At 59.3% G+C, this 20,126-nt stretch carries 24 protein-coding genes and 1 tRNA gene; 16 read left to right on the plus strand and 9 right to left on the minus strand.

Annotation, left to right across the window (positions count from 1 at the left end; genetic code table 11):
• Positions 1-12: 12 nt before the first annotated feature.
• Positions 13-522, minus strand: a complete 510-nt coding sequence (locus tag ACIQWP_RS14865; RefSeq protein WP_402788410.1) for a cupin domain-containing protein — start codon at positions 520-522, stop codon at positions 13-15.
• 198 nt (positions 523-720) lie between these two features.
• On the opposite strand from ACIQWP_RS14865, the gene ACIQWP_RS14870 reads away from it, so the two are divergent.
• The 3 genes from ACIQWP_RS14870 (at position 721) to ACIQWP_RS14880 (ending at position 4,049) form a co-directional block, all read left to right on the plus strand.
• Positions 721-1,176 (plus strand): 6,7-dimethyl-8-ribityllumazine synthase, encoded by a 456-nt coding sequence (locus ACIQWP_RS14870; protein WP_402788412.1) that lies wholly within the window; start codon positions 721-723, stop codon positions 1,174-1,176.
• A 3-nt stretch (positions 1,177-1,179) separates the two neighbouring features.
• Entirely contained in the window at positions 1,180-1,662 is a 483-nt protein-coding gene (nusB, locus tag ACIQWP_RS14875) for a transcription antitermination factor NusB (protein WP_092710737.1), read from the plus strand.
• A gap of 248 nt (positions 1,663-1,910) precedes the next feature.
• Positions 1,911-4,049, plus strand: coding sequence for a sodium-translocating pyrophosphatase (locus ACIQWP_RS14880; protein ID WP_402788415.1), 2,139 nt, complete (start codon positions 1,911-1,913; stop codon positions 4,047-4,049).
• Positions 4,050-4,197: 148 nt separating this feature from the next.
• On the opposite strand, the gene ACIQWP_RS14885 is transcribed toward ACIQWP_RS14880, so the two are convergent.
• Positions 4,198-4,710 (minus strand): outer membrane protein assembly factor BamE, encoded by a 513-nt coding sequence (locus ACIQWP_RS14885; RefSeq protein WP_402788417.1) that lies wholly within the window; start codon positions 4,708-4,710, stop codon positions 4,198-4,200.
• Here ACIQWP_RS14885 and ACIQWP_RS14890 point away from each other — a divergent pair.
• The 9 genes from ACIQWP_RS14890 (at position 4,598) to ACIQWP_RS14930 (ending at position 11,505) form a co-directional block, all read left to right on the plus strand.
• Entirely contained in the window at positions 4,598-4,972 is a 375-nt protein-coding gene (locus ACIQWP_RS14890) for a hypothetical protein (protein ID WP_402788751.1), read from the plus strand. The genes ACIQWP_RS14885 and ACIQWP_RS14890 overlap by 113 nt on opposite strands.
• A 19-nt stretch (positions 4,973-4,991) precedes the next feature.
• Positions 4,992-5,549: a ubiquinol-cytochrome C chaperone family protein gene (locus ACIQWP_RS14895; RefSeq protein ID WP_402788419.1), complete on the plus strand. Its 558-nt coding sequence runs from the start codon at positions 4,992-4,994 to the stop codon at positions 5,547-5,549.
• Positions 5,550-5,558: 9 nt separating this feature from the next.
• Positions 5,559-6,116: a YceD family protein gene (locus ACIQWP_RS14900; RefSeq protein WP_402788421.1), complete on the plus strand. Its 558-nt coding sequence runs from the start codon at positions 5,559-5,561 to the stop codon at positions 6,114-6,116.
• A 102-nt stretch (positions 6,117-6,218) separates the two neighbouring features.
• Positions 6,219-7,265: a phosphate acyltransferase PlsX gene (gene plsX, locus ACIQWP_RS14905; RefSeq protein WP_402788423.1), complete on the plus strand. Its 1,047-nt coding sequence runs from the start codon at positions 6,219-6,221 to the stop codon at positions 7,263-7,265.
• 19 nt (positions 7,266-7,284) lie between these two features.
• Positions 7,285-8,256 carry a beta-ketoacyl-ACP synthase III gene (locus tag ACIQWP_RS14910; RefSeq protein ID WP_402788425.1) on the plus strand — a complete coding sequence of 324 codons (972 nt, stop codon included), beginning with the start codon at positions 7,285-7,287 and terminating at the stop codon, positions 8,254-8,256.
• 107 nt (positions 8,257-8,363) lie between these two features.
• A complete protein-coding gene (locus tag ACIQWP_RS14915; protein ID WP_112797246.1) occupies positions 8,364-8,702 on the plus strand; it encodes an integration host factor subunit alpha in 339 nt (112 codons plus the stop codon).
• Between the two features lie 229 nt (positions 8,703-8,931).
• A complete protein-coding gene (locus ACIQWP_RS14920) occupies positions 8,932-9,477 on the plus strand; it encodes a MerR family transcriptional regulator (RefSeq protein WP_402788428.1) in 546 nt (181 codons plus the stop codon).
• 339 nt (positions 9,478-9,816) lie between these two features.
• Positions 9,817-10,923 (plus strand): porin, encoded by a 1,107-nt coding sequence (locus ACIQWP_RS14925; RefSeq protein WP_402788430.1) that lies wholly within the window; start codon positions 9,817-9,819, stop codon positions 10,921-10,923.
• A gap of 252 nt (positions 10,924-11,175) precedes the next feature.
• Positions 11,176-11,505 carry a hypothetical protein gene (locus ACIQWP_RS14930; protein WP_402788432.1) on the plus strand — a complete coding sequence of 110 codons (330 nt, stop codon included), beginning with the start codon at positions 11,176-11,178 and terminating at the stop codon, positions 11,503-11,505.
• 168 nt (positions 11,506-11,673) lie between these two features.
• Here ACIQWP_RS14930 and ACIQWP_RS14935 read toward each other — a convergent pair whose 3' ends face one another.
• Positions 11,674-11,931 (minus strand): hypothetical protein, encoded by a 258-nt coding sequence (locus tag ACIQWP_RS14935; RefSeq protein WP_402788434.1) that lies wholly within the window; start codon positions 11,929-11,931, stop codon positions 11,674-11,676.
• 175 nt (positions 11,932-12,106) lie between these two features.
• Here ACIQWP_RS14935 and ACIQWP_RS14940 point away from each other — a divergent pair, with 175 nt between their 5' ends.
• Positions 12,107-12,508: a BA14K family protein gene (locus tag ACIQWP_RS14940; RefSeq protein ID WP_402788436.1), complete on the plus strand. Its 402-nt coding sequence runs from the start codon at positions 12,107-12,109 to the stop codon at positions 12,506-12,508.
• Between the two features lie 86 nt (positions 12,509-12,594).
• Positions 12,595-12,671 (plus strand) — tRNA-Pro (locus tag ACIQWP_RS14945).
• Positions 12,672-12,707: 36 nt separating this feature from the next.
• Here the strand turns inward: ACIQWP_RS14945 and ACIQWP_RS14950 are convergent.
• Positions 12,708-13,403 carry a thermonuclease family protein gene (locus ACIQWP_RS14950; protein ID WP_402788438.1) on the minus strand — a complete coding sequence of 232 codons (696 nt, stop codon included), beginning with the start codon at positions 13,401-13,403 and terminating at the stop codon, positions 12,708-12,710.
• 93 nt (positions 13,404-13,496) lie between these two features.
• A complete protein-coding gene (locus ACIQWP_RS14955; RefSeq protein ID WP_402788440.1) occupies positions 13,497-13,889 on the minus strand; it encodes a hypothetical protein in 393 nt (130 codons plus the stop codon).
• Between the two features lie 240 nt (positions 13,890-14,129).
• Between ACIQWP_RS14955 and ACIQWP_RS14960 the strand changes: the two genes are divergently transcribed.
• Positions 14,130-14,342, plus strand: coding sequence for a hypothetical protein (locus ACIQWP_RS14960; protein WP_402788442.1), 213 nt, complete (start codon positions 14,130-14,132; stop codon positions 14,340-14,342).
• 223 nt (positions 14,343-14,565) lie between these two features.
• Positions 14,566-15,603 (plus strand): alpha/beta hydrolase family esterase, encoded by a 1,038-nt coding sequence (locus tag ACIQWP_RS14965; protein WP_402788444.1) that lies wholly within the window; start codon positions 14,566-14,568, stop codon positions 15,601-15,603.
• Between the two features lie 87 nt (positions 15,604-15,690).
• On the opposite strand, the gene ACIQWP_RS14970 is transcribed toward ACIQWP_RS14965, so the two are convergent.
• The 4 genes from ACIQWP_RS14970 to ACIQWP_RS14985 form a co-directional block, all read right to left on the minus strand.
• Positions 15,691-15,981: a helix-turn-helix domain-containing protein gene (locus ACIQWP_RS14970; RefSeq protein WP_402788446.1), complete on the minus strand. Its 291-nt coding sequence runs from the start codon at positions 15,979-15,981 to the stop codon at positions 15,691-15,693.
• A gap of 64 nt (positions 15,982-16,045) precedes the next feature.
• Positions 16,046-17,281: a glycosyltransferase gene (locus ACIQWP_RS14975; protein WP_402788448.1), complete on the minus strand. Its 1,236-nt coding sequence runs from the start codon at positions 17,279-17,281 to the stop codon at positions 16,046-16,048.
• Complete coding sequence (locus tag ACIQWP_RS14980; RefSeq protein WP_402788450.1) at positions 17,278-18,540, minus strand: O-antigen ligase family protein; 1,263 nt, start codon at positions 18,538-18,540, stop codon at positions 17,278-17,280. Before ACIQWP_RS14980 ends, ACIQWP_RS14975 begins: the two co-directional genes overlap by 4 nt.
• A complete protein-coding gene (locus ACIQWP_RS14985) occupies positions 18,537-20,093 on the minus strand; it encodes an undecaprenyl-phosphate glucose phosphotransferase (RefSeq protein ID WP_402788452.1) in 1,557 nt (518 codons plus the stop codon). Before ACIQWP_RS14985 ends, ACIQWP_RS14980 begins: the two co-directional genes overlap by 4 nt.
• Positions 20,094-20,126 lie beyond the last annotated feature (33 nt).

Consider the following 20,126-nt stretch of genomic DNA (forward strand, 5'->3'; position numbering starts at 1 on the left):
CTATGGTGACGGTCAGTCGGTCGATGCACCGGGCTCACTGTCCCAGTAATCGAGATTGGTGGCAGCGGCGCGGCCGATCACACGGAACGCCGTCTTGCCGTCGCTGTTGGTCTTGGCGAGGAACTTGCCGGAATCGGGGTATTCGACGATTTCCGTTTGCGCCTTCGTGGATATGGCAAGATAGACGAGCACGGCGGGGCCGATATTGATCAGCTGATGCGCCGTTTCCGGGCCGCCGGCGGGAGCGCCGAGCACGTCGCCCTTGCTGACCGCGATACGCTGCTCGCCGAAGCGATATTCGCCTTCGCCGTCGAGAATGACGAACATTTCCTCCTCGACGTGATGATTGTGAAACGGACAGCCGGATTTGCCTGAGGGCACCTCGTTATAGCTGATTCCGAGCTGCTTCAATCCGAGCTTAGCCCCGAAGGACGTGTCGCTGCCGGCAAAGAAGCTGCCTTGCTGCCAATGTTCAAGCTCAAGCTCGCCGACGTTGACGGCGGGTGTGGATTTCTTTGTCATGAACCTCCCCTTCGCAGATCTCAAATTATTATCGAAGCGGTTGCGCGCGCGAAAGCCACAATTTTCGCGGCTCGCCGATCATTTCCAAATAGGGTCGGAATCGGCGCGGGCCATTGAAAAACACTTGCCAAGCGAGGCCCGCCGTGGTTTGACCCGGCCTAATAAGGTGCCGCGCCCCTCTTGAACCGCAGGTGATGTATGTCCAGCTCTTCGAATGCCCACATTCTCATCGTCGAAGCCCGCTTTTACGATGACATGGCCGACGCCCTGCTTGACGGCGCCAAGGCCGCGCTCGATGCGGCAGGCGCGACCTATGACATCGTCACCGTCCCCGGCGCGCTGGAAATCCCGGCTGCGATCGCCATGGCGCTCGACGGCGGTGACAATGGCAATGTAGTCTATGACGGCTACGTCGCTCTCGGCATGGTTATTCGCGGCGAGACTTATCATTTTGATATCGTCGCCAATGAATCCTCGCGGGCGCTGATGGATCTGGCCGTCAGCGAATCTCTCGCGATCGGCAACGGCATCCTGACCGTCGAAAACGACGAGCAGGCTTGGGCCCGCGCCCGCCGTTCGGACAAGGACAAGGGCGGCTTTGCCGCTCGCGCAGCGCTGACCATGATCGCGCTGAAAGAGAAGTTGGGTGCATAATACATGAGCAATCAGGATAATGAGCGACCGGCAAAGCCCGCTAACCAGCGAGGCGCAGCACGTCTTGCGGCGGTGCAGGCGCTCTATCAGATGGATATCGGCGGAACCGGCGTTCTCGAGGTGGTGGCTGAATACGAGGCCCACCGTCTCGGACAGGAGCTGGATGGCGAGACCTATCTGAAGGCCGACGCCTCCTGGTTCCGCTCCATCGTGTCAGGCGTCGTGCGCGAGCAGACCAAGCTTGATCCGCTGATCGGCTCCGCCCTTCAGGACGACTGGGCGCTGTCGCGCCTCGACAGCACCGTGCGCGCCATCCTGCGCGCCGGCACTTTCGAGCTTATTGATCGCAAGGACGTGCCGGTACCGGTCATCGTCACCGAATATGTCGAGATCGCGCATGCCTTCTTCGAGGAGGATGAGCCGAAGCTCGTCAATGCCGTGCTCGACCGAATCGCCAAGCAGGTTCGCGGCGAAGCGAAGAAATAGGCTTCGTCTGACGTTCGGATGGCGGCGGAGCGCATTTTCGTTTCCTTCGTTCGCGCCTGATTTCATCTCGGAATGTTCTTTTGAACCTCCTGCGGGTGTTTTACCTGCGGGCGGTCTTGACGCGACGTTTTCCCAACAGCAATCTCGCAACTGCACAGCAGCCGATCCCCTGGAGGAGGGGGCGACGGTTGTCGCAGGCGGCCGGGGGATGGAGTGAACCGCCGGCTTTTTTGGAGGGAAAAAGCGAAATGTCGATTCTTTTAGGAGTGATCGCATGCGGACTGCTCTCGGTGATTTATGCCGTATGGGCAACCCGGTCGGTGCTCGCCGCCGATCAGGGCAACGCCCGCATGCAAGAGATTGCCGGTTATATTCGTGAAGGAGCGCAGGCCTATCTGGCGCGCCAGTACAGAACCATTGCCATCGTCGGGATCGTTGTTTTCATCGTCGCGTGGCTTCTCTTGTCGTCCGAAGCCGCTTTCGGCTTCCTGATCGGCGCAATCCTCTCAGGCGCCGCAGGTTTCATCGGCATGCATGTTTCCGTGCGCGCCAATGTCCGCACCGCGCAAGCCTCGTCGCAGAGCCTGTCCGCAGGCCTCGACATCGCCTTCAAGTCGGGCGCCATTACAGGCATGCTGGTTGCAGGTCTGGCCCTACTCGGCGTCTCCATCTATTTCTATATCCTGACCGGCATTCTGGGTCATGAAGCAGGTTCGCGTGACGTGATCGACGCGCTGGTCTCGCTTGGTTTCGGCGCTTCGCTGATTTCGATTTTCGCCCGTCTCGGCGGCGGCATCTTCACCAAGGGCGCCGACGTCGGCGGCGACCTCGTCGGCAAGGTGGAGGCCGGCATCCCGGAAGACGATCCGCGTAACCCCGCCACCATTGCCGACAACGTCGGCGACAATGTCGGCGATTGCGCCGGCATGGCCGCCGACCTGTTCGAGACCTATGCGGTGTCCGTTGTCGCGACGATGGTCCTTGCGGCGATCTTCTTCGCCGGTTCGCCGCTCCTTGGTTCGACCATGATCTATCCGCTGGCGATCTGCGGCGCCTGCATCATCACCTCGATCATCGGCACTTTCTTCGTGAAGCTCGGTGCGAATGGCTCGATCATGGGCGCTCTCTACAAGGGCCTCATCGCGACGGGCGTTTTGTCGATCGTCGGTTTGGCTGCCGCCACTTCGCTGACGATCGGCTGGGGCTCTATCGGTACCGTCGCCGGCTTCGACATCACCGGCACGAAGCTTTTTGCCTGCGGCATCGTCGGCCTTATCGTGACGGCGCTGATCGTCGTCATTACCGAATACTACACCGGCACGAACAAGCGGCCGGTCAATTCCATCGCCCAGGCATCGGTGACCGGTCACGGCACCAACGTCATCCAGGGCCTTGCCGTTTCGCTCGAATCGACGGCTCTGCCGGCAATCGTCATCGTCGGCGGCATCATCGCCACCTATCAGCTCGGCGGCCTGTTCGGCACAGGCATTGCCGTCACCGCCATGCTGGGCCTTGCCGGCATGATCGTCGCGCTAGACGCCTTCGGCCCCGTCACCGACAATGCCGGCGGCATCGCGGAAATGTCGCATCTTCCGCCGGAAGTGCGCAAATCCACCGATGCACTCGACGCGGTCGGCAATACCACCAAGGCCGTCACCAAGGGTTACGCCATTGGTTCGGCCGGTCTCGGCGCGCTGGTTCTGTTCGCGGCCTATTCGAACGACCTGCAATACTTTGCCGCTCACGGCGACAAGTATCCATACTTTGCAAATGTGGGGACGATCTCGTTCGAGCTTTCGAACCCGTATGTCGTTGCCGGTCTGCTGTTCGGCGGCCTCATCCCCTATCTCTTCGGCGGCATCGCCATGACGGCCGTCGGCCGGGCGGCGAGCGCGATCGTCGAGGAGGTGCGCAAGCAGTTTCGTGAAAAGCCCGGCATCATGCAGGGCACGGAACGTCCCGACTACGGCCGCGCCGTCGATCTGCTGACCAAGGCCGCCATTCGCGAAATGATCATTCCGTCGCTGCTGCCTGTGCTTGCGCCGATCGTGGTCTATTTCGGCGTACTGCTGCTCTCCGGTTCCAAGGCTTCGGCTTTCGCCGCCCTCGGCGCTTCGCTGCTCGGCGTGATCATCAATGGCCTTTTCGTCGCCATTTCGATGACGTCTGGCGGCGGTGCGTGGGATAATGCCAAGAAGAGCTTCGAAGACGGTTTCGTCGACAAGGACGGCACGCGCCATATGAAGGGATCGGAGGCTCACAAGGCCTCGGTGACCGGCGATACCGTCGGCGATCCCTACAAGGATACTGCTGGTCCGGCCGTCAATCCGGCGATCAAGATCACCAATATCGTCGCTCTGCTGCTGCTGGCTGTCCTTGCCGGATAGAGCATGGTGCCGAAAACTGTGGAGCGGATATAGATTTTAGGTCGGCTCGACCTGAAATCATCCGCTCTAACCGAAGCAAAACGAACACATAAAGAAAACCCGCGGAGCGAAATGCTTCGCGGGTTTTTCTTTGGCATGCCTTCCTGGCTTATTGGCCGGGATTGAGGTTGTTGAGGAAGTTCCTCGCACCATTGACGCCGCCGGCGGCGCCGCCCTGCAGAATCTGTTGCAGGAAGGTGATGTCGCGGCCGCCTGTCGGCGTGGTGCGGCCGATCATGTCGAAGACCTTGCCATCCTTCAGCGTGTAGTTGGCTTCCTGCTTCACGATGCCGTCCTTGTCGAAATAGATCGCCAGAATGTTCTGGTCGACCAGTTTCGGCTTCATGAAGGCGACGGCGCGCGTGCGCTTCTGGGAAATATAGTAGAAGACTTCGCCGTCGAAGGTCGCGGTGGTCGAAGGCGTGCCGAGCGAGAGCAGAACCTGCTCGCGGCTGGAGCCGACCGGCGCAAGTGCCAGCGACTGCGGATCGAAGATATAGCCGTTGTTCATGACCTCACTGGTCTTGCAACCTGAAAGTCCCAAGGTCGCGATCACCAGGGCGATGGCGGCGGTGCTGCTGAAAGTAATGTCAGACTTGAAATACCGTCTGGTCAACGACATCTCATCTCCCCTAATGAATCAATCCGATGGCCGAGTGGCCGATATGACCTTGCTATTCACATCATTGTGGCCTTTCCGCGATGGAAAAGCGCACAATCATGTTGTTCGGCACTCTTCGTCACCGATCATGCACAACGTGACGACGGTTAAGGGCAGGAGCCTCGAAGCGGGCACAAACGGCATTGCAATTCGCGCCTGCTTCGGTAAACCAGCTTTTGCGTGGATGCAACAAGGCCAAGCAAAATCGGCGCGCTCCGAGTGAGCCAATTCCGGGTATTTTCATGATTTTTGGGCTCTTCCGCAAAAGAAATCACAATCAGATCATCGTCGTCAGGCAGTATGAGGTCCTGACATCAATGGCGCGGCAGCCGGTTTTCTACACCGATTACGATGTGCCCGATACCGTGATGGGGCGTTTCGAATTGCTGTCGGTAATGATGATCCTGTTCTTCCGCCGTACACGCTCTTCGGTGACGAGCGGCCAGGAACTGGCGCAGGAAATCGTGGATGCCTTCTTCGAGGATATCGATTATTCGATCCGCGAACTCGGGATCGGCGACAACAGCGTACCGAAGCGCATGAAGAAGCTTGCCGGTATGTTCTATGGGCGGCTCGAAAGCTACGCGGGTGCCATGGATGGCGATGATCGCGCCGCGCTTGCCACGGCGCTACAGCGCAACATTTATCCCAAAGCGAATGAAGACACGGCATCCATGCGCTTGTTGGCCGATTGGATGATGATTGCGGAAGCGCATCTGACGACCGTAACCGAAAATCAGATCGCCACGGGCTCGGCGACGCTGCCATTGCCAGATAAGGTCGGCCAAAGGGCCGGTTAGGAGATAAGAATGAAAAGACACGACTCCGCTGAAACGCCATTTTCCTATCCGGTGAAGGTGGGGCATATCTCCGCCAATCCGGTAGACGTCCATGTCGAGGCCGATGATCGTGAGCTTGCCGGGCTTGCTACCCTCTGGGATGTTCTCTCGGTCGGCAAGCTCGAAGCCGATCTCAAGATTTCGCGCTGGAAGCGTGACGGCGTGCGCATCAAGGGCAATGTGAAGGCCAGGATCGTTCAGGCTTGCGTTGTCACACTCGAGCCGGTCGAATCTGATATCGACGAGGACTTCGAGCACATCTTCGTGCCCGAGGATTCCAAATTGGCGCGTGCGCCCTCGATGGATGCCGGAGAAATGGTACTTGATCCCGATGGTCCGGATCTTCCGGAGACCTTTACCGGCGATACGATCGATGCCGGCGCTGTCGTTGCGGAATTTGCGGCACTTGCCATCGATCCCTATCCGCGCAAGCCCGGTATCGAGTTCGAAGGGCATATAGAGGACACCGGCGAGAGCGACAGGAAGCCTTCGCCCTTCGCCGTTCTGAAAGACTGGAAAAAGGAATAGGCCCCGGTGCCATTCGAGCACAATTCAGTTGTAACCGGGGGAGAAAACGGTATTTTGACGCCAAATTCGCCGGTCGCGGCGGAGAAAAAGGACTAGGGACGCGTGATCAGAATTTCTCTTGACCTAATGGGTGGCGACTTCGGCCCTGAGGTTGTTGTTCCCGGCGCGGCCAAGGCGCTGGATAGGCATCCCGATATAACATTCATCATGTACGGACAGAAGGATCGCTGTGAAGCGGTCCTCGCCAAACATCCCAAGCTTCGCGAAAAGTCGGTCTTTCACGAATGTGAAATTGCCATCAGCATGGATGAGAAGCCGAGCCAGGCGCTTCGCCGCGGCCGCTACGTCTCCAGCATGTGGCGTTCGATCGAAGCGGTGAAGACGGGCGAGGCCGATGTCGTCGTATCAGCCGGCAATACCGGCGCGCTGATGGCGATGGCGAAATTCTGTCTCCGCACCATGGCCAATATCGAACGTCCGGCAATCGCGGCGATCTGGCCGACGTTGCGCGGCGAGAGCATCGTGCTCGATGTCGGCGCCACGATCGGCGCCGATGCGCAGCAATTGCTCGATTTCGCCCTTATGGGCGGCGCCATGGCGCGCGCGCTCTTCGAGATCGAGCGCCCGACTGTCGGCCTGCTGAACGTCGGCGTTGAGGAAATCAAGGGCCAGGAAGACGTCAAGGACGCCGGCCGTCTCATTCGGGAAGCCAATCTCGAATCGCTTGACTATTCCGGCTTCGTTGAGGGCGACGATATCGGCAAAGGCACCGTCGACGTCGTGGTCACGGAAGGCTTTTCCGGCAATATCGCGCTGAAGACGGCGGAAGGAACGGCAAAGCAGATCGGCACTTATCTGCGCGCCGCCATGTCGCGCACTTTGCTGGCGCGCATCGGTTATGTCCTTGCCAAGGGTGCCTTCGATTTGCTGCGCGAAAAACTCGATCCCAGCAAGGTCAACGGCGGCGTCTTTCTCGGTCTCAACGGTATCGTCATCAAGAGCCATGGTGGCGCCAATGCCGAAGCCTTCGCAGCTGCCATTGATGTTGGCTATGATATGGCCAAGAATGGGCTCACGCAGAAAATCGAAAACGATCTGAAAAGATATCATGCCAAACGGCTGCCCCCGATCGGGCCGGAAGCGGCATGAGAGACGGGGTACAAGCAGAATGATCCGTTCAGTTGTTCGCGGCTTCGGGGCGGCGCTCCCCAAACGCGTCATGACCAATGCCGAGATGGAGCAGGTTGTCGATACCAGCGACGATTGGATCGTCCAGCGTACGGGTATCCGCCAGCGACACATTGCCAGCGCAGACGAAACCACCGCGTCGCTTGGCGAACGGGCGGCGCGCGCCGCGCTTGCCAATGCCGGGTTGACGCCCGATGATCTCGATTTGATCATCGTCGCCACCTCGACGCCGGATAACACCTTTCCGGCAACCGCGGTCAACATCCAGAACCGGCTCGGCATGCATCATGGCTTTGCCTTCGACGTTCAGGCCGTCTGCACCGGATTCGTCTATGCTGTGACCACGGCTGACGCCTATATTCGCGGCGGCCTTGCCAAGCGCGTCCTCGTGATCGGCGCCGAGACGTTTTCCCGCATTCTCGATTGGACCGACCGCACGACCTGCGTCCTCTTCGGCGATGGCGCCGGCGCGTTGATTCTCGAGGTAGCTGAGGGGAGCGGCGCCAATACGGACCGTGGCATACTCTCGGCAAGCCTGCGTTCCGATGGCGCGCACAAGGACAAGCTCTATGTCGACGGTGGCCCGTCTACGACGGGAACGGTCGGCGTTTTGCATATGGCGGGCCGTGAAGTGTTCAAGCATGCCGTCGGCATGATTACCGATGTCATCCAGGCCGCCTTCGATGCGACTGATACCACGCCCGACGATCTCGACTGGCTGGTGCCGCATCAGGCCAATCGTCGCATCATCGACGGCTCCGCCAAGAAGCTCGGAATCGCTCCAGAGAAGGTTGTGGTTACCGTGGACCTTCACGGCAACACGTCGGCAGCATCCATTCCCCTCGCGCTTGCCGTTGCCGCCGGTGACGGACGAATCAAGAAGGGCGATCTCGTGATGCTGGAGGCCATGGGCGGTGGCTTCACCTGGGGCGCGGTCTTGCTACGCTGGTAGCGCCACATCTCTAAAAGCCGTTCCTAACAAGAGCTTGACCGTTTGGCGCAACGGCAATAGTCTCGCGAAAATTGAAGAAGATTAAGCAGCAATATGGGCGGGGAGCTATGACGGGCAAGACAGTGACGCGCGCAGACCTGGCCGAGTCGGTATTCCGGAAAGTCGGTCTCTCCCGAACAGAGTCGGCAGAACTCGTCGAGACTGTGATCGATGAGATTTGCAACGCCATCGTGCGTGGGGAAACCGTAAAGCTCTCCTCGTTCGCGACGTTTCAGGTCCGTGACAAAAATGAGCGGATTGGCCGCAATCCGAAGACCGGCGAGGAAGTGCCGATCTCTCCGCGGCGCGTCATGACTTTCAAGGCGTCGAACGTCCTCAAGACCCGCATTCTGAAAGCGCATGCGAGCCGCAAGGCGAAGGCCAAGCCGGCAAATCCTGCCTCCTGATCCATCTTCGAGATTTCCATTTTCGTTTGACCGCACGCCTTGTCGTGCGGTCGCTTTAGGGCGCTTCCTTGCGGATTTATCGCAAGCCTGTGCAGCGGCTGAATATGTGACTTGAATTTCCGCCGCCAAACCGTTGAAATATGGTGAGTCGTATCACGGAGCGGTACGAATGCCGGCATCCGCTTTTGTGTGATCCGGCTAAACGGCACCGCATGCGCAGTGTGGGAGTATGATGATGGACAAGAGCCCGGATGCATTTCGCACGATCAGCGAAGTCGCGGAAGACCTTGACCTGCCGCAGCATGTCCTACGGTTCTGGGAGACCAGGTTTCCGCAGATAAAGCCGATGAAGCGGGGCGGTGGCAGGCGTTACTATCGACCCGATGATGTCGATCTGCTGAACGGTATCCGCCATCTTCTCTATGATCATGGCTATACCATCAAGGGTGTCCAGAAGCTTCTGAAGACCAACGGCAACAAGTTCGTCATCGCTGTCGGGCATGGTGATCTTGCCAGCGTGGAGGCACTTGCCGCTGCGCAGGAACCCGCCACGGCCGAGCCTCGCGTCAGCTCCGCCAATTCCGAGGAAGATCAGATCGTTGGCCGCGCCAAGGCGCCGATCAGCCGCCGCTTCTTCAATTTCGTCAGCGGCGATGATGGGGTGCCGGACGTTTCCATCGGGAAATCGAGTGTCGGCAAGGAAGATCGCGCATTGCTCCAGGAGACGCTCTACGACCTTTTGGAATGCAAGCGCCTGCTCGATCAGGTGCGATAGCGCCATCCTCGCCACGGTAGCGATTGCTGTGGGAGTATATTGTGTTTTGCGAATACGCAACTACAGTGCGTATTATCCGGTATAGCGCATGTATTGGATGTGTATCGCCATGCGTCTTGTTGCTGCAAGTGAGTGATATTTTTATCACGCAGCTACTCTTTTGCGTTGTAAAAATTAGTTCGGCAGCCTTATTAATTTGCTGTAACAACATCACGGGTTCAGTTTGACGGCGAAGCTTATTTGCTTCGCCCTGTGTGAGGGGAACAGTCAGGCTATGGAGGGGCAAGCTATTGTCTGCCGGGAGACTCCATCTCTGACGGATAGTCGAATGGAGACACCATGAACATCAAGAGCCTTCTTCTTGGCTCCGCCGCTGCCATTGCCGCAGCGAGCGCTGCCCATGCCGCTGACGCTATAGTAGCCGCCGAACCTGAACCGCTTGAATATGTCCGTATCTGCGATGGATACGGAACAGGCTATTTCTATATTCCCGGTACGGAAACCTGCCTCAAGATTGGCGGAAAAGTTCGCACCGAAGGCGAGTGGTATGATGCCTACAACCCCAACAGCAAGGTCGGCACGCTCTGGCACGAACGCGTCGAGCTGAACGTCGATACGGCGACCGATACGGAATACGGTCCGCTGAAGACCAACACCATCTTCCGCTGGGAGTGGAACGATGGGGGCGCAACGTCCCCCAAGCTTCTGTTTGCCAATATCAGCCTTGCGGGCTTCACGGTCGGCAAACTCGATTCTCAATTCAATCTTTACGTCGGCTATGCCGGCGACGTCATCAACGACGACGTGATCTATGACGGTCCGTATGAATTGAACCAGTTGACCTACAACTACGATGCCGGCAACGGCTTCTCGGCTGTGATCTCGCTGGAAGACAGCAACTCCACCTCCGACGGTGAGGCCTCTTACGGTGCCGGCTGGTGGACGGACGACAAATCCAACCACTATGCTCCCGACGTCGTTGCCGGTGCCGGTTACAAGACCGATAACTGGGGCATCAAGATCATCGGCGGCTATGACTCCATCGTTGAGCAGGGAGCCATCAAGGCTCGTCTCGACGCCAAGTTTGGCGGCGTGGAGGCTTTCCTGATGGGTGGCTGGAATACGGACGGTGACAAGCTGAACAAATATGCGGGCACGAACCAGGATATCTCGGCTTGCACGACGTCGAGCGGTGCCGTCAATCCAGGCAAATGCGGCTGGGGCGACTGGGCGTTGTGGGGTGGCGTTGGCGTTCCGATCAACGACAAGCTGAAGTGGAACCTGCAGCTTGCCTATACGGAGTCGAAGATCTTCGAGGCAACCACCAACCTCAAGATCTATCCGGTCAAGGATTTCCTGGTCGAGCCGGAACTTAGCTATGTGCATTACGACTACATCAAGGATGATACGGTCGCGGGCATTCTCCGTTTCGAGCGGAACTTCTGATCAAAGACGGGGCCTGCAGCTTTGACAGGCTGCAGGCATTCAAATCGGATGCGAAGGCCTCGCGATTACGCGGGGCCTTTTCATTTTGCGCTAGGATGCTATCCGCCTGTTAAGCACGATGCTATCCTTGCGTGCGGTTTTGTCATTGTTTGACGGATTTTCGCGCCTAGCTTGATAAGCCTAGCTTGCTAAGGCTTACCTTTGGCTGTATTTCGTTTCCTCGGGGTTGTATCTTAAATTGCCGGAGGGAACATGCGCATACGTGCCACAATGGCGGCGAGCCTCGTCGCTATTTCAACCATTCTATCGAGCTGTCAGACGCCGCAGGAATCTGCGATGAATGCCGAAATGACGTGCCAGTCGCAGGGCCTTCGCCCCGGCACGCAGCGCTACAATCGCTGCGTCGGCGCGACCTATCAGGCAAATCGCGTCCAGGCGCAACAGGCTGAAAATCAGGCTGCCGGGCTGGCCGCGGCCGGCATCATCGGCGGCGTTCTGGTCGGAGCTGCCGTCAGCGACAATCGCCATCATCGCGGCTACTACGGCCGCCCCTACTATCGCCGCTGCTATCGTTGCTGGTAAACACGATCCTTTATCCGTCCCGCACTATCCTCCGTCGGCTTTTACCGACGGAGTTCTATTGGAGAGACCAACAGAGCAGTGCCGCTGTTCTCGGATAGCGAAATCTATCCTATCGTTCCTCTGCGCGTTCCGGACGGAAAATCACCGCGCACTTTTCCCGGACATGCTCTAATCCTCCGGAGTCATTACCTCGCGATTGACGAGTTTTAGACTCCGGTCCGGCTGGATAATGTAGGTCTCCACGACATCCTCGCCCCACTGATTGGTGAAGTGGTGCTGGAATTGCGAGCCGGGGGGCGATAGCGTCAGTTTCATATGCGGCTGGCCGCCATAGGTGATGCTGCCCGGAATGGGCTGCACCGTTTCGGTTGTGTTGCATGCGGCAAGCAGCGGTGCGCAGATCATAAGAGCTAGGAAGGGCTTCATTGCCTTGACTTTCCACGCCCTAACCGCCCTGCGAAATCAGTCGCACAATAAAGGCGGAAGGGCATCTATGAGTGTGGATTCAAATCACTATATACAGATAATGACGGCGCGCTCGGCAGCAAGGTTTCCGTGCTGATTTACTTGACGACGCCGACGGATTTCGAAGGAGTCGCATATGTTTACGATTGCCAGATCGATAACTGCCGCAGGCTTTGGTCTTTTGCTGGCGGCGGGCGCGACCATGCCGGCGAGCGCCATCACCATGCCGACCCTGACCGTGCCTGCAACCGTACAGTCGGACATCATCCAGGTTCGCGATCACGGCCACGGCCATTGGCATCATCACAATCGCTGGGGCAGCGGCCACCGGTTGCACGGCTCCGATAGCTATTATGACGACGATTCGGGCAGCGGACTGCTCTTCAAATCCTTCGTGACCGGCACGTTGTTCAACAGGCAGGGCTCGCAAAGCTATTACGACGGCCACGCGCGCGACTGCGCAAGCCGCTATCGCTCCTACCGCGCCTCGGACAACACCTATCAGCCAAGCCACGGACCGAGGCAGGCCTGCCGCTGAACGGCAACTTTTTCTGGGCGGGCCGCTACTTTTCGCTTGCGTCTGGAAACGCTAAACACTAAACGAAACAAGCCGTTTCGGCAGGTCGGGGCGTAGCGCAGCCCGGTAGCGCACTTGACTGGGGGTCAAGGGGTCGCTGGTTCGAGTCCAGTCGCCCCGACCATTTATCTCCTTGAACTCCCAATCGAATTTCTGAAAATCAGCTACACCAGGATGACGCCTGGCCGGTCCAGCGGCGTGCCAGTCCTTCGGAGACCATCTGGTCGCCGATCGAGCGCCCCGCGCGCATGGCGATTCGCAGCTTGCCGCCATCCGGATCATCGCGGCGGCTGCTGCCGGAAAGCACAAAGCTTCCATCGTTGAGGATGGCCTGCAGGCGCAGTTTCGCGGCCATGCCTCTCTGTTTTTCGCCAGGGCAGCGCGCAGTCCCGGCATCCGGCACATCGATGTCGGCCAATTGGATTCGGATGCCGTCCTGCCAGAAGGTGTTGCCGTCAACCACGCAATTCGTTCCTGAGCCGGCGCCGCAAAGCACGAAGCGACCGCCGGACTGGGCTCGCAGGCTGGGTATGGGCCGCTCGACCGGTATCTTGTTGACCGGCATCGCGACGGGAATGGCGGCGGGCGGCACCGGAAGGGCCGATGTCGCGCGCGGTTCCGGAGTGATTGCCGCCGTTCTTACCTGCGGCTTTGCCGCCGGCACAGGCGCTTCTCCGGCCATATGCGGCATGCCGGCGACTGCGCCGGCATGGGCCAACATTGACGGCACGTCCTTGCGATGCTGATAGGCGTAGATCCCGGCTATCGTCGCCAGGCCGACAACGCCCCACAGCCACATCGAATTGCCCGCCTTGGACTGCGGCTTGCGCCGCGTGCGTCGTTTCGCTTTCGCCATGGTATCGTCCCTCGATTGCGAGGGGGATTATCGCCGCCATTTCTTACCGATCCGTTGGCTTCGGCAGAGATCATGAACTGCGATAGGGGAGGACTACTTCGCTGCCGCTGCCGGCGGCTTCAGTTTCACCGACATCGTCACCTGTCCATTGATGGAAAGTCTCGTGCCGCGATTGTCGAGATTGTTGACCGAGCTATTGCTCGACATGGCGCTGATCTCGCAGGCGTCGGCGATGGTGTCGAGCAGGGTAGCGCAACTGCTCGCGGCGACCTTGTAGAAGGATTTCAAGGCCTTCTCCTGCTGTTCCTCGCTGTCGCCGTCGGCGACCGGATAGGAGATCGATATTCCGGATTGGACGGAAATATATCCTTCGGGCGGCTGGCGGGGATTGCGCAGCGGCAGGTTTGAAAAATTCTGCGCGACGGCCGGCAGGGCTATGCCTGCAAGCATCAGGCCGAGAGCGGTGCGGATAAGAAATCTGGTCATCATCGTGCCTCTGTTTTTCCGCTTATCGCAGATGTGGATAAAGATTTGGGGATGCGCTAACTTAAAATTGTATTCTTGAGTGAATTTGCCGCATAATTTGCGAATCAGAAATGCGTCGGGCGGAAATGCTTCCTTGCCAACCTTGTACGCGAAGCGCATAGTCCAGACCTGTCGTCGGGAGCAAAACGGGTGCCGGCGAAGTACCGCGTGCTTCTACCCGACGGACGACGAGACACGCAAATGCTGGACACTCCTATCCACCCACGAGATCTCCCTCTGTTTTCAGAGGATCTGGATCGCCTTGAGAAGGTGCTGGACACCGTTTGCAAGGATCGCAGCATGAACCCGCGCAGCCCTGAAGCCGAGCGCCTCGGGGCCTTGATCATTCAGCTTTATCGCCAGGGCGTGAAGGACGACGCAAAGCTCCTTGCGCTTGCACGGGCTTATTTCTGACACAGCTGCGTTTTTTTGTCGTCGGAAATCTAATCGATTTAAGCTGATTTCACATAGCAGCAATGATGCTTTGTGCCTGTTCGAAGCAGGCCGGCCTCCCTATATTTGCTGCGTTGCACAAAGAGATTCGATTTCTCGATGTCACTGATTCTGGAAAGGAACAGTGCGCGCCTTCCCGCAGCGGAGCAAAATCCGACCGTGGCTGGCGTGGATAGAAAGGTCCATGATGAATTTTAAAGTTCCGAGCCGGCTTCGCCGCTTGCTCGTTGATTCCGTCGAGCTGCCGCAGCTCAAATTTCCGATGACGCAGCCGCTGTCTCAGCCGTCGCGCCGTCGCGTTTCGACGCGGCCGGCGCCGCAGCAACTGACGGAAGTTTTGTGGTTCGGTCGCAATCCCGGCAATCTGCGCATGCTCGAATATGTGCCGCCGGGCGTGAAAGGCCCGATGCCGCTCGTCGTTGTCCTGCACGGCTGTCATCAGAACGCCGAGGATTTCGATGGCGCCAGCGGCTGGACGGCGCTCGCCCGCAAGCATGGCTTTGCCGTGCTCTATGCTGAGCAAAAGGCATCGAACAACCCCAACCTGTGTTTCAACTGGTTTCGCCCAAGCCTGGTAACCCGTGACCGCGGCGAGCTCGGCTCCATCAGAGAAATGATCGATTTCAGCCGTCGCCTCCATGCGATCGACGACGGCAGGATCTTCGTCATGGGCCTGTCGGCCGGCGGCGCGTTGGCAGCCGCATTGCTCGCAACCTATCCGGAGCTGTTTGCCGCAGGCGCCATTATCGGCGGCCTGCCTTTCGGCGCTGCCCGCGATGCCATGTCGGCGCTTGATGTCATGAAGCGCGGCTCCACCCGCCCGGCCGAAAAATGGGGAGAGCTCGTTCGCGAAGTATCTCCTGAAGCCACTCGTTATCCGGTCGTCTCCATCTGGCATGGCGATGAGGATGAGGTCGTGTCCTTTGCCAATGCCGAGGCCTCCGTCGCGCAATGGCTGGCCGCACGCGAGCGTCCGCGCACAAAGGGTCGGCTGCGTCTTTTCGAAGGCGGCGAGCGGCGCGAGTGGCGCGACAGTTACGGCCACACGATCCTTGAGCTCATAACGCTGAACGGTTTCGGGCATGGCCTGCCTGTTAGCGCGGTCGTCGAGGGCAGGGAGCCTGCCAACGACACCGAACGCTACATCCTGCCTGCTGTCTTGTCGGCGCCCGAAGAACTTGTCAAGGGCTGGAAGCTGGCAAGCCCGAAGCAAGGTGCGTAAAACGGCGCAGCGATTTTGCGGCAACACATGTGAAGGACCGACGATCTAAAGCGCAGGGAGCGACGCCTGGCGATTGCGCTTTAGCCGTTAATCATCATTGGTGGCATTCAGGTTTTCCGGCCGAATGCCATCATTTTCCGACCAGTGCTTGAAGCGTATGCCGGGACCGCCCGTCCCGTCGCTGCCGCCGGCAAGGAAAAGGACGCCGCGGCTTTCGAGGATGGAGCGAACCGTCGCAAGCGCCCTCATGTCCGGCGAACCGCTCCCTGTTTCAAGTGCTTCGATCGTCGAAACCGGGAGCTTGCTCTCGCTGGCGAGCGCTTCCGCCGTCAGTCCGAGCATGGCGCGCGCGCCGCGTAATTGTGCTGAAGTAATCATGAGTTAAGTCTATAGCATCGGCTCGAAAAGCGGAACCGATTTCGGATGAAATTCGCGTGCGGATCTAAAAGGCAGCCGCGCTTCTCTCCCGGTCTTCGACCGTATTGTCCAATCTCGAATTCGCTACTAAATCCAATGGAGCCGGAGCGGGGTAGCCGAGCAGGTCGTGGTAGATCTTCTCGGTCGCATCGGCCATGCCCGCGAGCGTATAGCCATCCTTCCGGCGCCGCGCTTCGGCGGCAAGGCTTGCTAACAGCGCTGGATCGGCAAGGCGCGCCATCGCGGCTGCCAGTGCTGCCGGATCGTCGCTGTTTGGCACGATGTAGCCGTTCTTGCCGTGCTCAAGCACCGTGCGTGCGCCACCGACATCGGTCAGCAGCAGCGGCTTGCCGGCGGCCGCTGCCTCAAGCATCACATAGGACATCGCCTCGTAGCGGCTTGGCATGACGACGACATCGAAGGCGTCGATGGCTGTCACGCCCGACACGCTACCATCGATACAAGCGCGATCTTCAAGGCTGGCGGCCCTGATCATCTCTCTGGTCGCATCGGCCAGTTCACCGATTCCGATCATCAGCAGATAGGCCTGCGGCAGTTGGGCGGCTATCCGCGCAAAGGCATCGACCAGACGCCCCGGTGCCTTCTGTCGGGTCATTCGGCCGACGAAGCCGAAGAGCAGGGCGTCCTGCGGAATGCCGTATCGTCTGCGAATGGCGGCGCGCTGGCTGGTGGGCGGCGCGCTGACGCCATTGACGACGACGCGCAGCCGCCTTTCGGGGATGCCGAGCGACAGGGCATGATTATATTCGTCCTGCGAGACGCAGACCAGCCGATCCGTCAGCCAGGTTCCGAGAAGCCGCTCGATGCCGCCATAAATCAGCCGGCCCTTGGCACCCAGTGTCGGGTCCATGGTGCGGAAGGCGTGCGGCGTGTAAAGAACAGGGACATGCCGCCCCGGCAGCCGCAAGCGTGTCAGGGCACCGGCCTTGGAGCTGTGGCCGTGGACCAGATCGAATGGCCCGTGAATGGCCGCGATCTTGCGGAGATGCCACCATGCCCTCAAGTCCCAAGGCCCGGGAGCGCGCCGCATGGCGAGCGGGATAACATTGTCCAGGCCGATGTTTTCCAGTTCGGCGACGAAGGCGGGCTCGGCGCGCACCGGGGAATAGATTGCGGTCACGGAATGGCCGCGATGCTGCATGGCCCGGCACAGATCGAGAAAATGCCGCCCGGAGCCGCCGCCGCTCGGCTCGAGAACCTGCAGCAACGACAGGCGTTTGACGTTGGTGCGAATGTTCACGGCGCTACTTTCCTTCCGTTCAAGTCGCGCTGATACTTTTGCTCCAGGGCGCCGCAGCCCCAGACGATACCGATCAGCATGTAGAAATGGCGCCAATGGTCGGTGTCGATGACGTTGCCGATGCCGACATGGCCGAGAATGACGATCCAGGCGATCATCATGAAAGGCTGCCAGGGGCGCTCCCTCAACAGGTTGCGGAAGCCGATATAGATGGTCCAGCAGATCATGCTGATCCAGCTCACGAAGCCGATCCAGCCGTATGTGGTCAGCGTCTTCAGCCAGGTATTGTGCTCGTCCTCGCGAAAGATCTGACCGAAGACCAGCGGCCCGATGCCGAACGGCCGCTCCATGGACATCTGGAAGCCGATACTGTGACGCTCGAAGCGTCCGAGATGCCCGCCATCGTAGCTCTGCACGAGTTGCAGGCGCGTCGAAAACAGGTCGCTGACCTGCGGAAACTGTAGTGCGACGGCAAGCAGCACGACCATGAGGATGATCGCCGCCAGCGACATTACGAGGATACGCAGCCGGAACGTATTGCTGCGATGCTTAAGCAACATGCAGAAGATCAGCATCGCCGAGGCGAAGGCGAAGAGGGCCCAGGCCGCGCGGGAGAACGACAGGAAGATGCCGAAGGCGAGCACGAACAGGCAGATGCCCTTGATCGGCGCCTTCTTCAGATCGCCGATCAGCAGGCCATGCATGAGGTACAGGCTTGGCGCCACCAGATAGGGGCCGAAGACGTTGGGGTCCTGAAAGGCACCCATGGCACGGTCGTAGCGGGTGAAGATGTCGAAGCCCGGAACTGCATGGAAATAGCCGAGAATACCGAGGCTGGCGGTGATCAGCGCCGCCACCACCCATGTATTGAAGATGAGCTTCAGCCGTTTTTCGCTATCTTCGGTGATGGCCGCGTAAAAGACGGAGCTCAGCGCCAGGAAGGTGGACACGGCGATGTAGATCGGACCGTCGAGATGATTGCCGGCGGTGAGATCGTGCATCTGCGTGATCGACAGCATGCCGCCGACATTGAATATCAGGAACAAAGCCAGAAGCGGCGCCACACTGCGCGATATCTTCAGCCCGAGGATGAACCAGGTGCCGATCAGAAAGGCGAGCCACAGCTCGTAGGGCGCCGGCTCGGCGATCACGAAGCCCGACAGGAACACACCGATGGCGACGCAGGCCGTGCCGACCAGCCGCATGGCGGCTAGCTGCGGCTGCGCGACGCGGGGCGATGGCAGATCGAGCGTGGTCAATAGGCGTTTTCCGTATTGAGCAGGCGGAAAGGCGTCAGGAACAGGATTTTCAGATCGAAGAGCAGCGACCAGTTCTCGATGTAGTAGAGATCGTAGGCCGTGCGGAACTTGATCTTGTCGTCGCTATCGATCTCGCCGCGCCAGCCGTTGATCTGCGCCCAGCCGGTCACGCCCGGCTTGACGCGATGGCGCGCGAAATAGCCTTCGACGACATCGGCATAGGTGCGGTTGTGGCTGGCGGCAAGCACGGCATGCGGCCGAGGGCCGACGAGCGAAAGGCTGCCGAGCAGCACGTTGAAAAGCTGCGGCAGTTCGTCGATCGACGTTTTGCGGATGAAGCGTCCGACGGGTGTGACACGCGGATCGTTCTTGGTCACGGCGTTGCGCGCCGATGGATCACTCATATGCGTGTACATCGAGCGGAACTTGAAGACGTTGATAATCTCGTTGTTGAAGCCGTGGCGCTTCTGCATGAAGAAGACCGGCCCCTTCGAGGTCGCCTTCACGGCAATGGCCGCGCCGAGCATGATCGGCCACAGCAAGGCGAGCGCGACCAGGCTGAAAAAGACGTCGAAGATCCGTTTGGCGACGCCGTCCCAATCCCGGATCGGCTTGTTGAAGATGTCGAGCATCGGCACGGCGCCGACATGCGAATAGGCGCGCGGCCGGAAGCGCAGCTTGTTGGCGTGCGCGGCCAGGCGAATGTCGACGGGCAGCACCCAAAGCATTTTCAGCAATTGCAGAATGCGGTCTTCCGCGCTGATCGGAAGCGCGATGATCAGCATGTCTATGCGCACGAGCCGCGCGAAATCGACCAGTTCAGACACAGTGCCGAGCTTCGGATAGCCGGCCACCATGATGGGAGAGCGCTTTTCGCCGCGATCGTCGAAGATGCCGCAGATGCGGATATCGTTGTCGGGCTGATGCTCGAGCGCGCGGATGAGTTCCTTTGCCGGTTCGCCGCCGCCGACGACGACGGCGCGTCGTTCCATGACGCCGTTGCGGGCCCAGTGGCGAATGCCATAAGCGAAAAGCAGCCGCGCCACGAGAAGGAAGCCTGCGCCTGCCGCGAGCCAGAGGCCGAGAAGGGGAAGAGAATAGATATTGCCGATATCGAAGGGGAAGAGGGCGATGACCATGACCGCGAAGGCGGCGGCCCAGGGCCCAATAATCCGGTGCAGGAAATGGTGGGGCGAGCGCAAGACCGGTATCTGATAGGCATCCGCAATCTGCAGAAAGACAATGGCAAGGCCGCAAAGGGCAATGGTCACCACGGCTTTCGACAGGAAGGGGTGATTGTCCACCGTCCCGAAGAACAGGATCGCGAGCCCGAATGCAAGCAACGACAGAAATTCGAACAACCGGTACTGCCCGACGATGATTGCCGGGGACTGGTTGGTTTCGCGAAGCTGTTCGGCGATTTGCCGCGCATAGGCATTCATGCCGTCTGGGTGGTCGGTGTGAGATTCGCCGACACCGCGGGTGCGGATTTCCGAAACCTGCTTGCGAAGATTGTCCAAGTTGAATTGCTCGGACTTTTCGGTAGTGTTCATGGCAGCTTATCCGGTCGTTACCGGACAAGGCCT

The organism is Rhizobium sp. NPDC090279 (assembly GCF_044769665.1).
In the GTDB taxonomy this organism is placed as follows: Bacteria; Pseudomonadota; Alphaproteobacteria; order Rhizobiales; family Rhizobiaceae; genus Rhizobium.

Excerpts from the sequence above, each read along its gene's own strand:
- ACIQWP_RS14865 (WP_402788410.1), bottom strand. The coding sequence starts at position 522 with ATGACAAAGAAATCCACACCCGCCGTCAACGTCGGCGAGCTTGAGCTT.
- ACIQWP_RS14870 (WP_402788412.1), top strand. The coding sequence starts at position 721 with ATGTCCAGCTCTTCGAATGCCCACATTCTCATCGTCGAAGCCCGCTTT.
- nusB (WP_092710737.1), top strand. The coding sequence starts at position 1,180 with ATGAGCAATCAGGATAATGAGCGACCGGCAAAGCCCGCTAACCAGCGA.
- ACIQWP_RS14880 (WP_402788415.1), top strand. The coding sequence starts at position 1,911 with ATGTCGATTCTTTTAGGAGTGATCGCATGCGGACTGCTCTCGGTGATT.
- ACIQWP_RS14890 (WP_402788751.1), top strand. The coding sequence starts at position 4,598 with ATGACCTCACTGGTCTTGCAACCTGAAAGTCCCAAGGTCGCGATCACC.
- ACIQWP_RS14885 (WP_402788417.1), bottom strand. The coding sequence starts at position 4,710 with ATGTCGTTGACCAGACGGTATTTCAAGTCTGACATTACTTTCAGCAGC.
- ACIQWP_RS14895 (WP_402788419.1), top strand. The coding sequence starts at position 4,992 with ATGATTTTTGGGCTCTTCCGCAAAAGAAATCACAATCAGATCATCGTC.
- ACIQWP_RS14900 (WP_402788421.1), top strand. The coding sequence starts at position 5,559 with ATGAAAAGACACGACTCCGCTGAAACGCCATTTTCCTATCCGGTGAAG.
- ACIQWP_RS14910 (WP_402788425.1), top strand. The coding sequence starts at position 7,285 with ATGATCCGTTCAGTTGTTCGCGGCTTCGGGGCGGCGCTCCCCAAACGC.
- ACIQWP_RS14915 (WP_112797246.1), top strand. The coding sequence starts at position 8,364 with ATGACGGGCAAGACAGTGACGCGCGCAGACCTGGCCGAGTCGGTATTC.
- ACIQWP_RS14920 (WP_402788428.1), top strand. The coding sequence starts at position 8,932 with ATGATGATGGACAAGAGCCCGGATGCATTTCGCACGATCAGCGAAGTC.
- ACIQWP_RS14925 (WP_402788430.1), top strand. The coding sequence starts at position 9,817 with ATGAACATCAAGAGCCTTCTTCTTGGCTCCGCCGCTGCCATTGCCGCA.
- ACIQWP_RS14930 (WP_402788432.1), top strand. The coding sequence starts at position 11,176 with ATGCGCATACGTGCCACAATGGCGGCGAGCCTCGTCGCTATTTCAACC.
- ACIQWP_RS14935 (WP_402788434.1), bottom strand. The coding sequence starts at position 11,931 with ATGAAGCCCTTCCTAGCTCTTATGATCTGCGCACCGCTGCTTGCCGCA.
- ACIQWP_RS14940 (WP_402788436.1), top strand. The coding sequence starts at position 12,107 with ATGTTTACGATTGCCAGATCGATAACTGCCGCAGGCTTTGGTCTTTTG.
- ACIQWP_RS14950 (WP_402788438.1), bottom strand. The coding sequence starts at position 13,403 with ATGGCGAAAGCGAAACGACGCACGCGGCGCAAGCCGCAGTCCAAGGCG.
- ACIQWP_RS14955 (WP_402788440.1), bottom strand. The coding sequence starts at position 13,889 with ATGACCAGATTTCTTATCCGCACCGCTCTCGGCCTGATGCTTGCAGGC.
- ACIQWP_RS14960 (WP_402788442.1), top strand. The coding sequence starts at position 14,130 with ATGCTGGACACTCCTATCCACCCACGAGATCTCCCTCTGTTTTCAGAG.
- ACIQWP_RS14965 (WP_402788444.1), top strand. The coding sequence starts at position 14,566 with ATGATGAATTTTAAAGTTCCGAGCCGGCTTCGCCGCTTGCTCGTTGAT.
- ACIQWP_RS14970 (WP_402788446.1), bottom strand. The coding sequence starts at position 15,981 with ATGATTACTTCAGCACAATTACGCGGCGCGCGCGCCATGCTCGGACTG.
- ACIQWP_RS14985 (WP_402788452.1), bottom strand. The coding sequence starts at position 20,093 with ATGAACACTACCGAAAAGTCCGAGCAATTCAACTTGGACAATCTTCGC.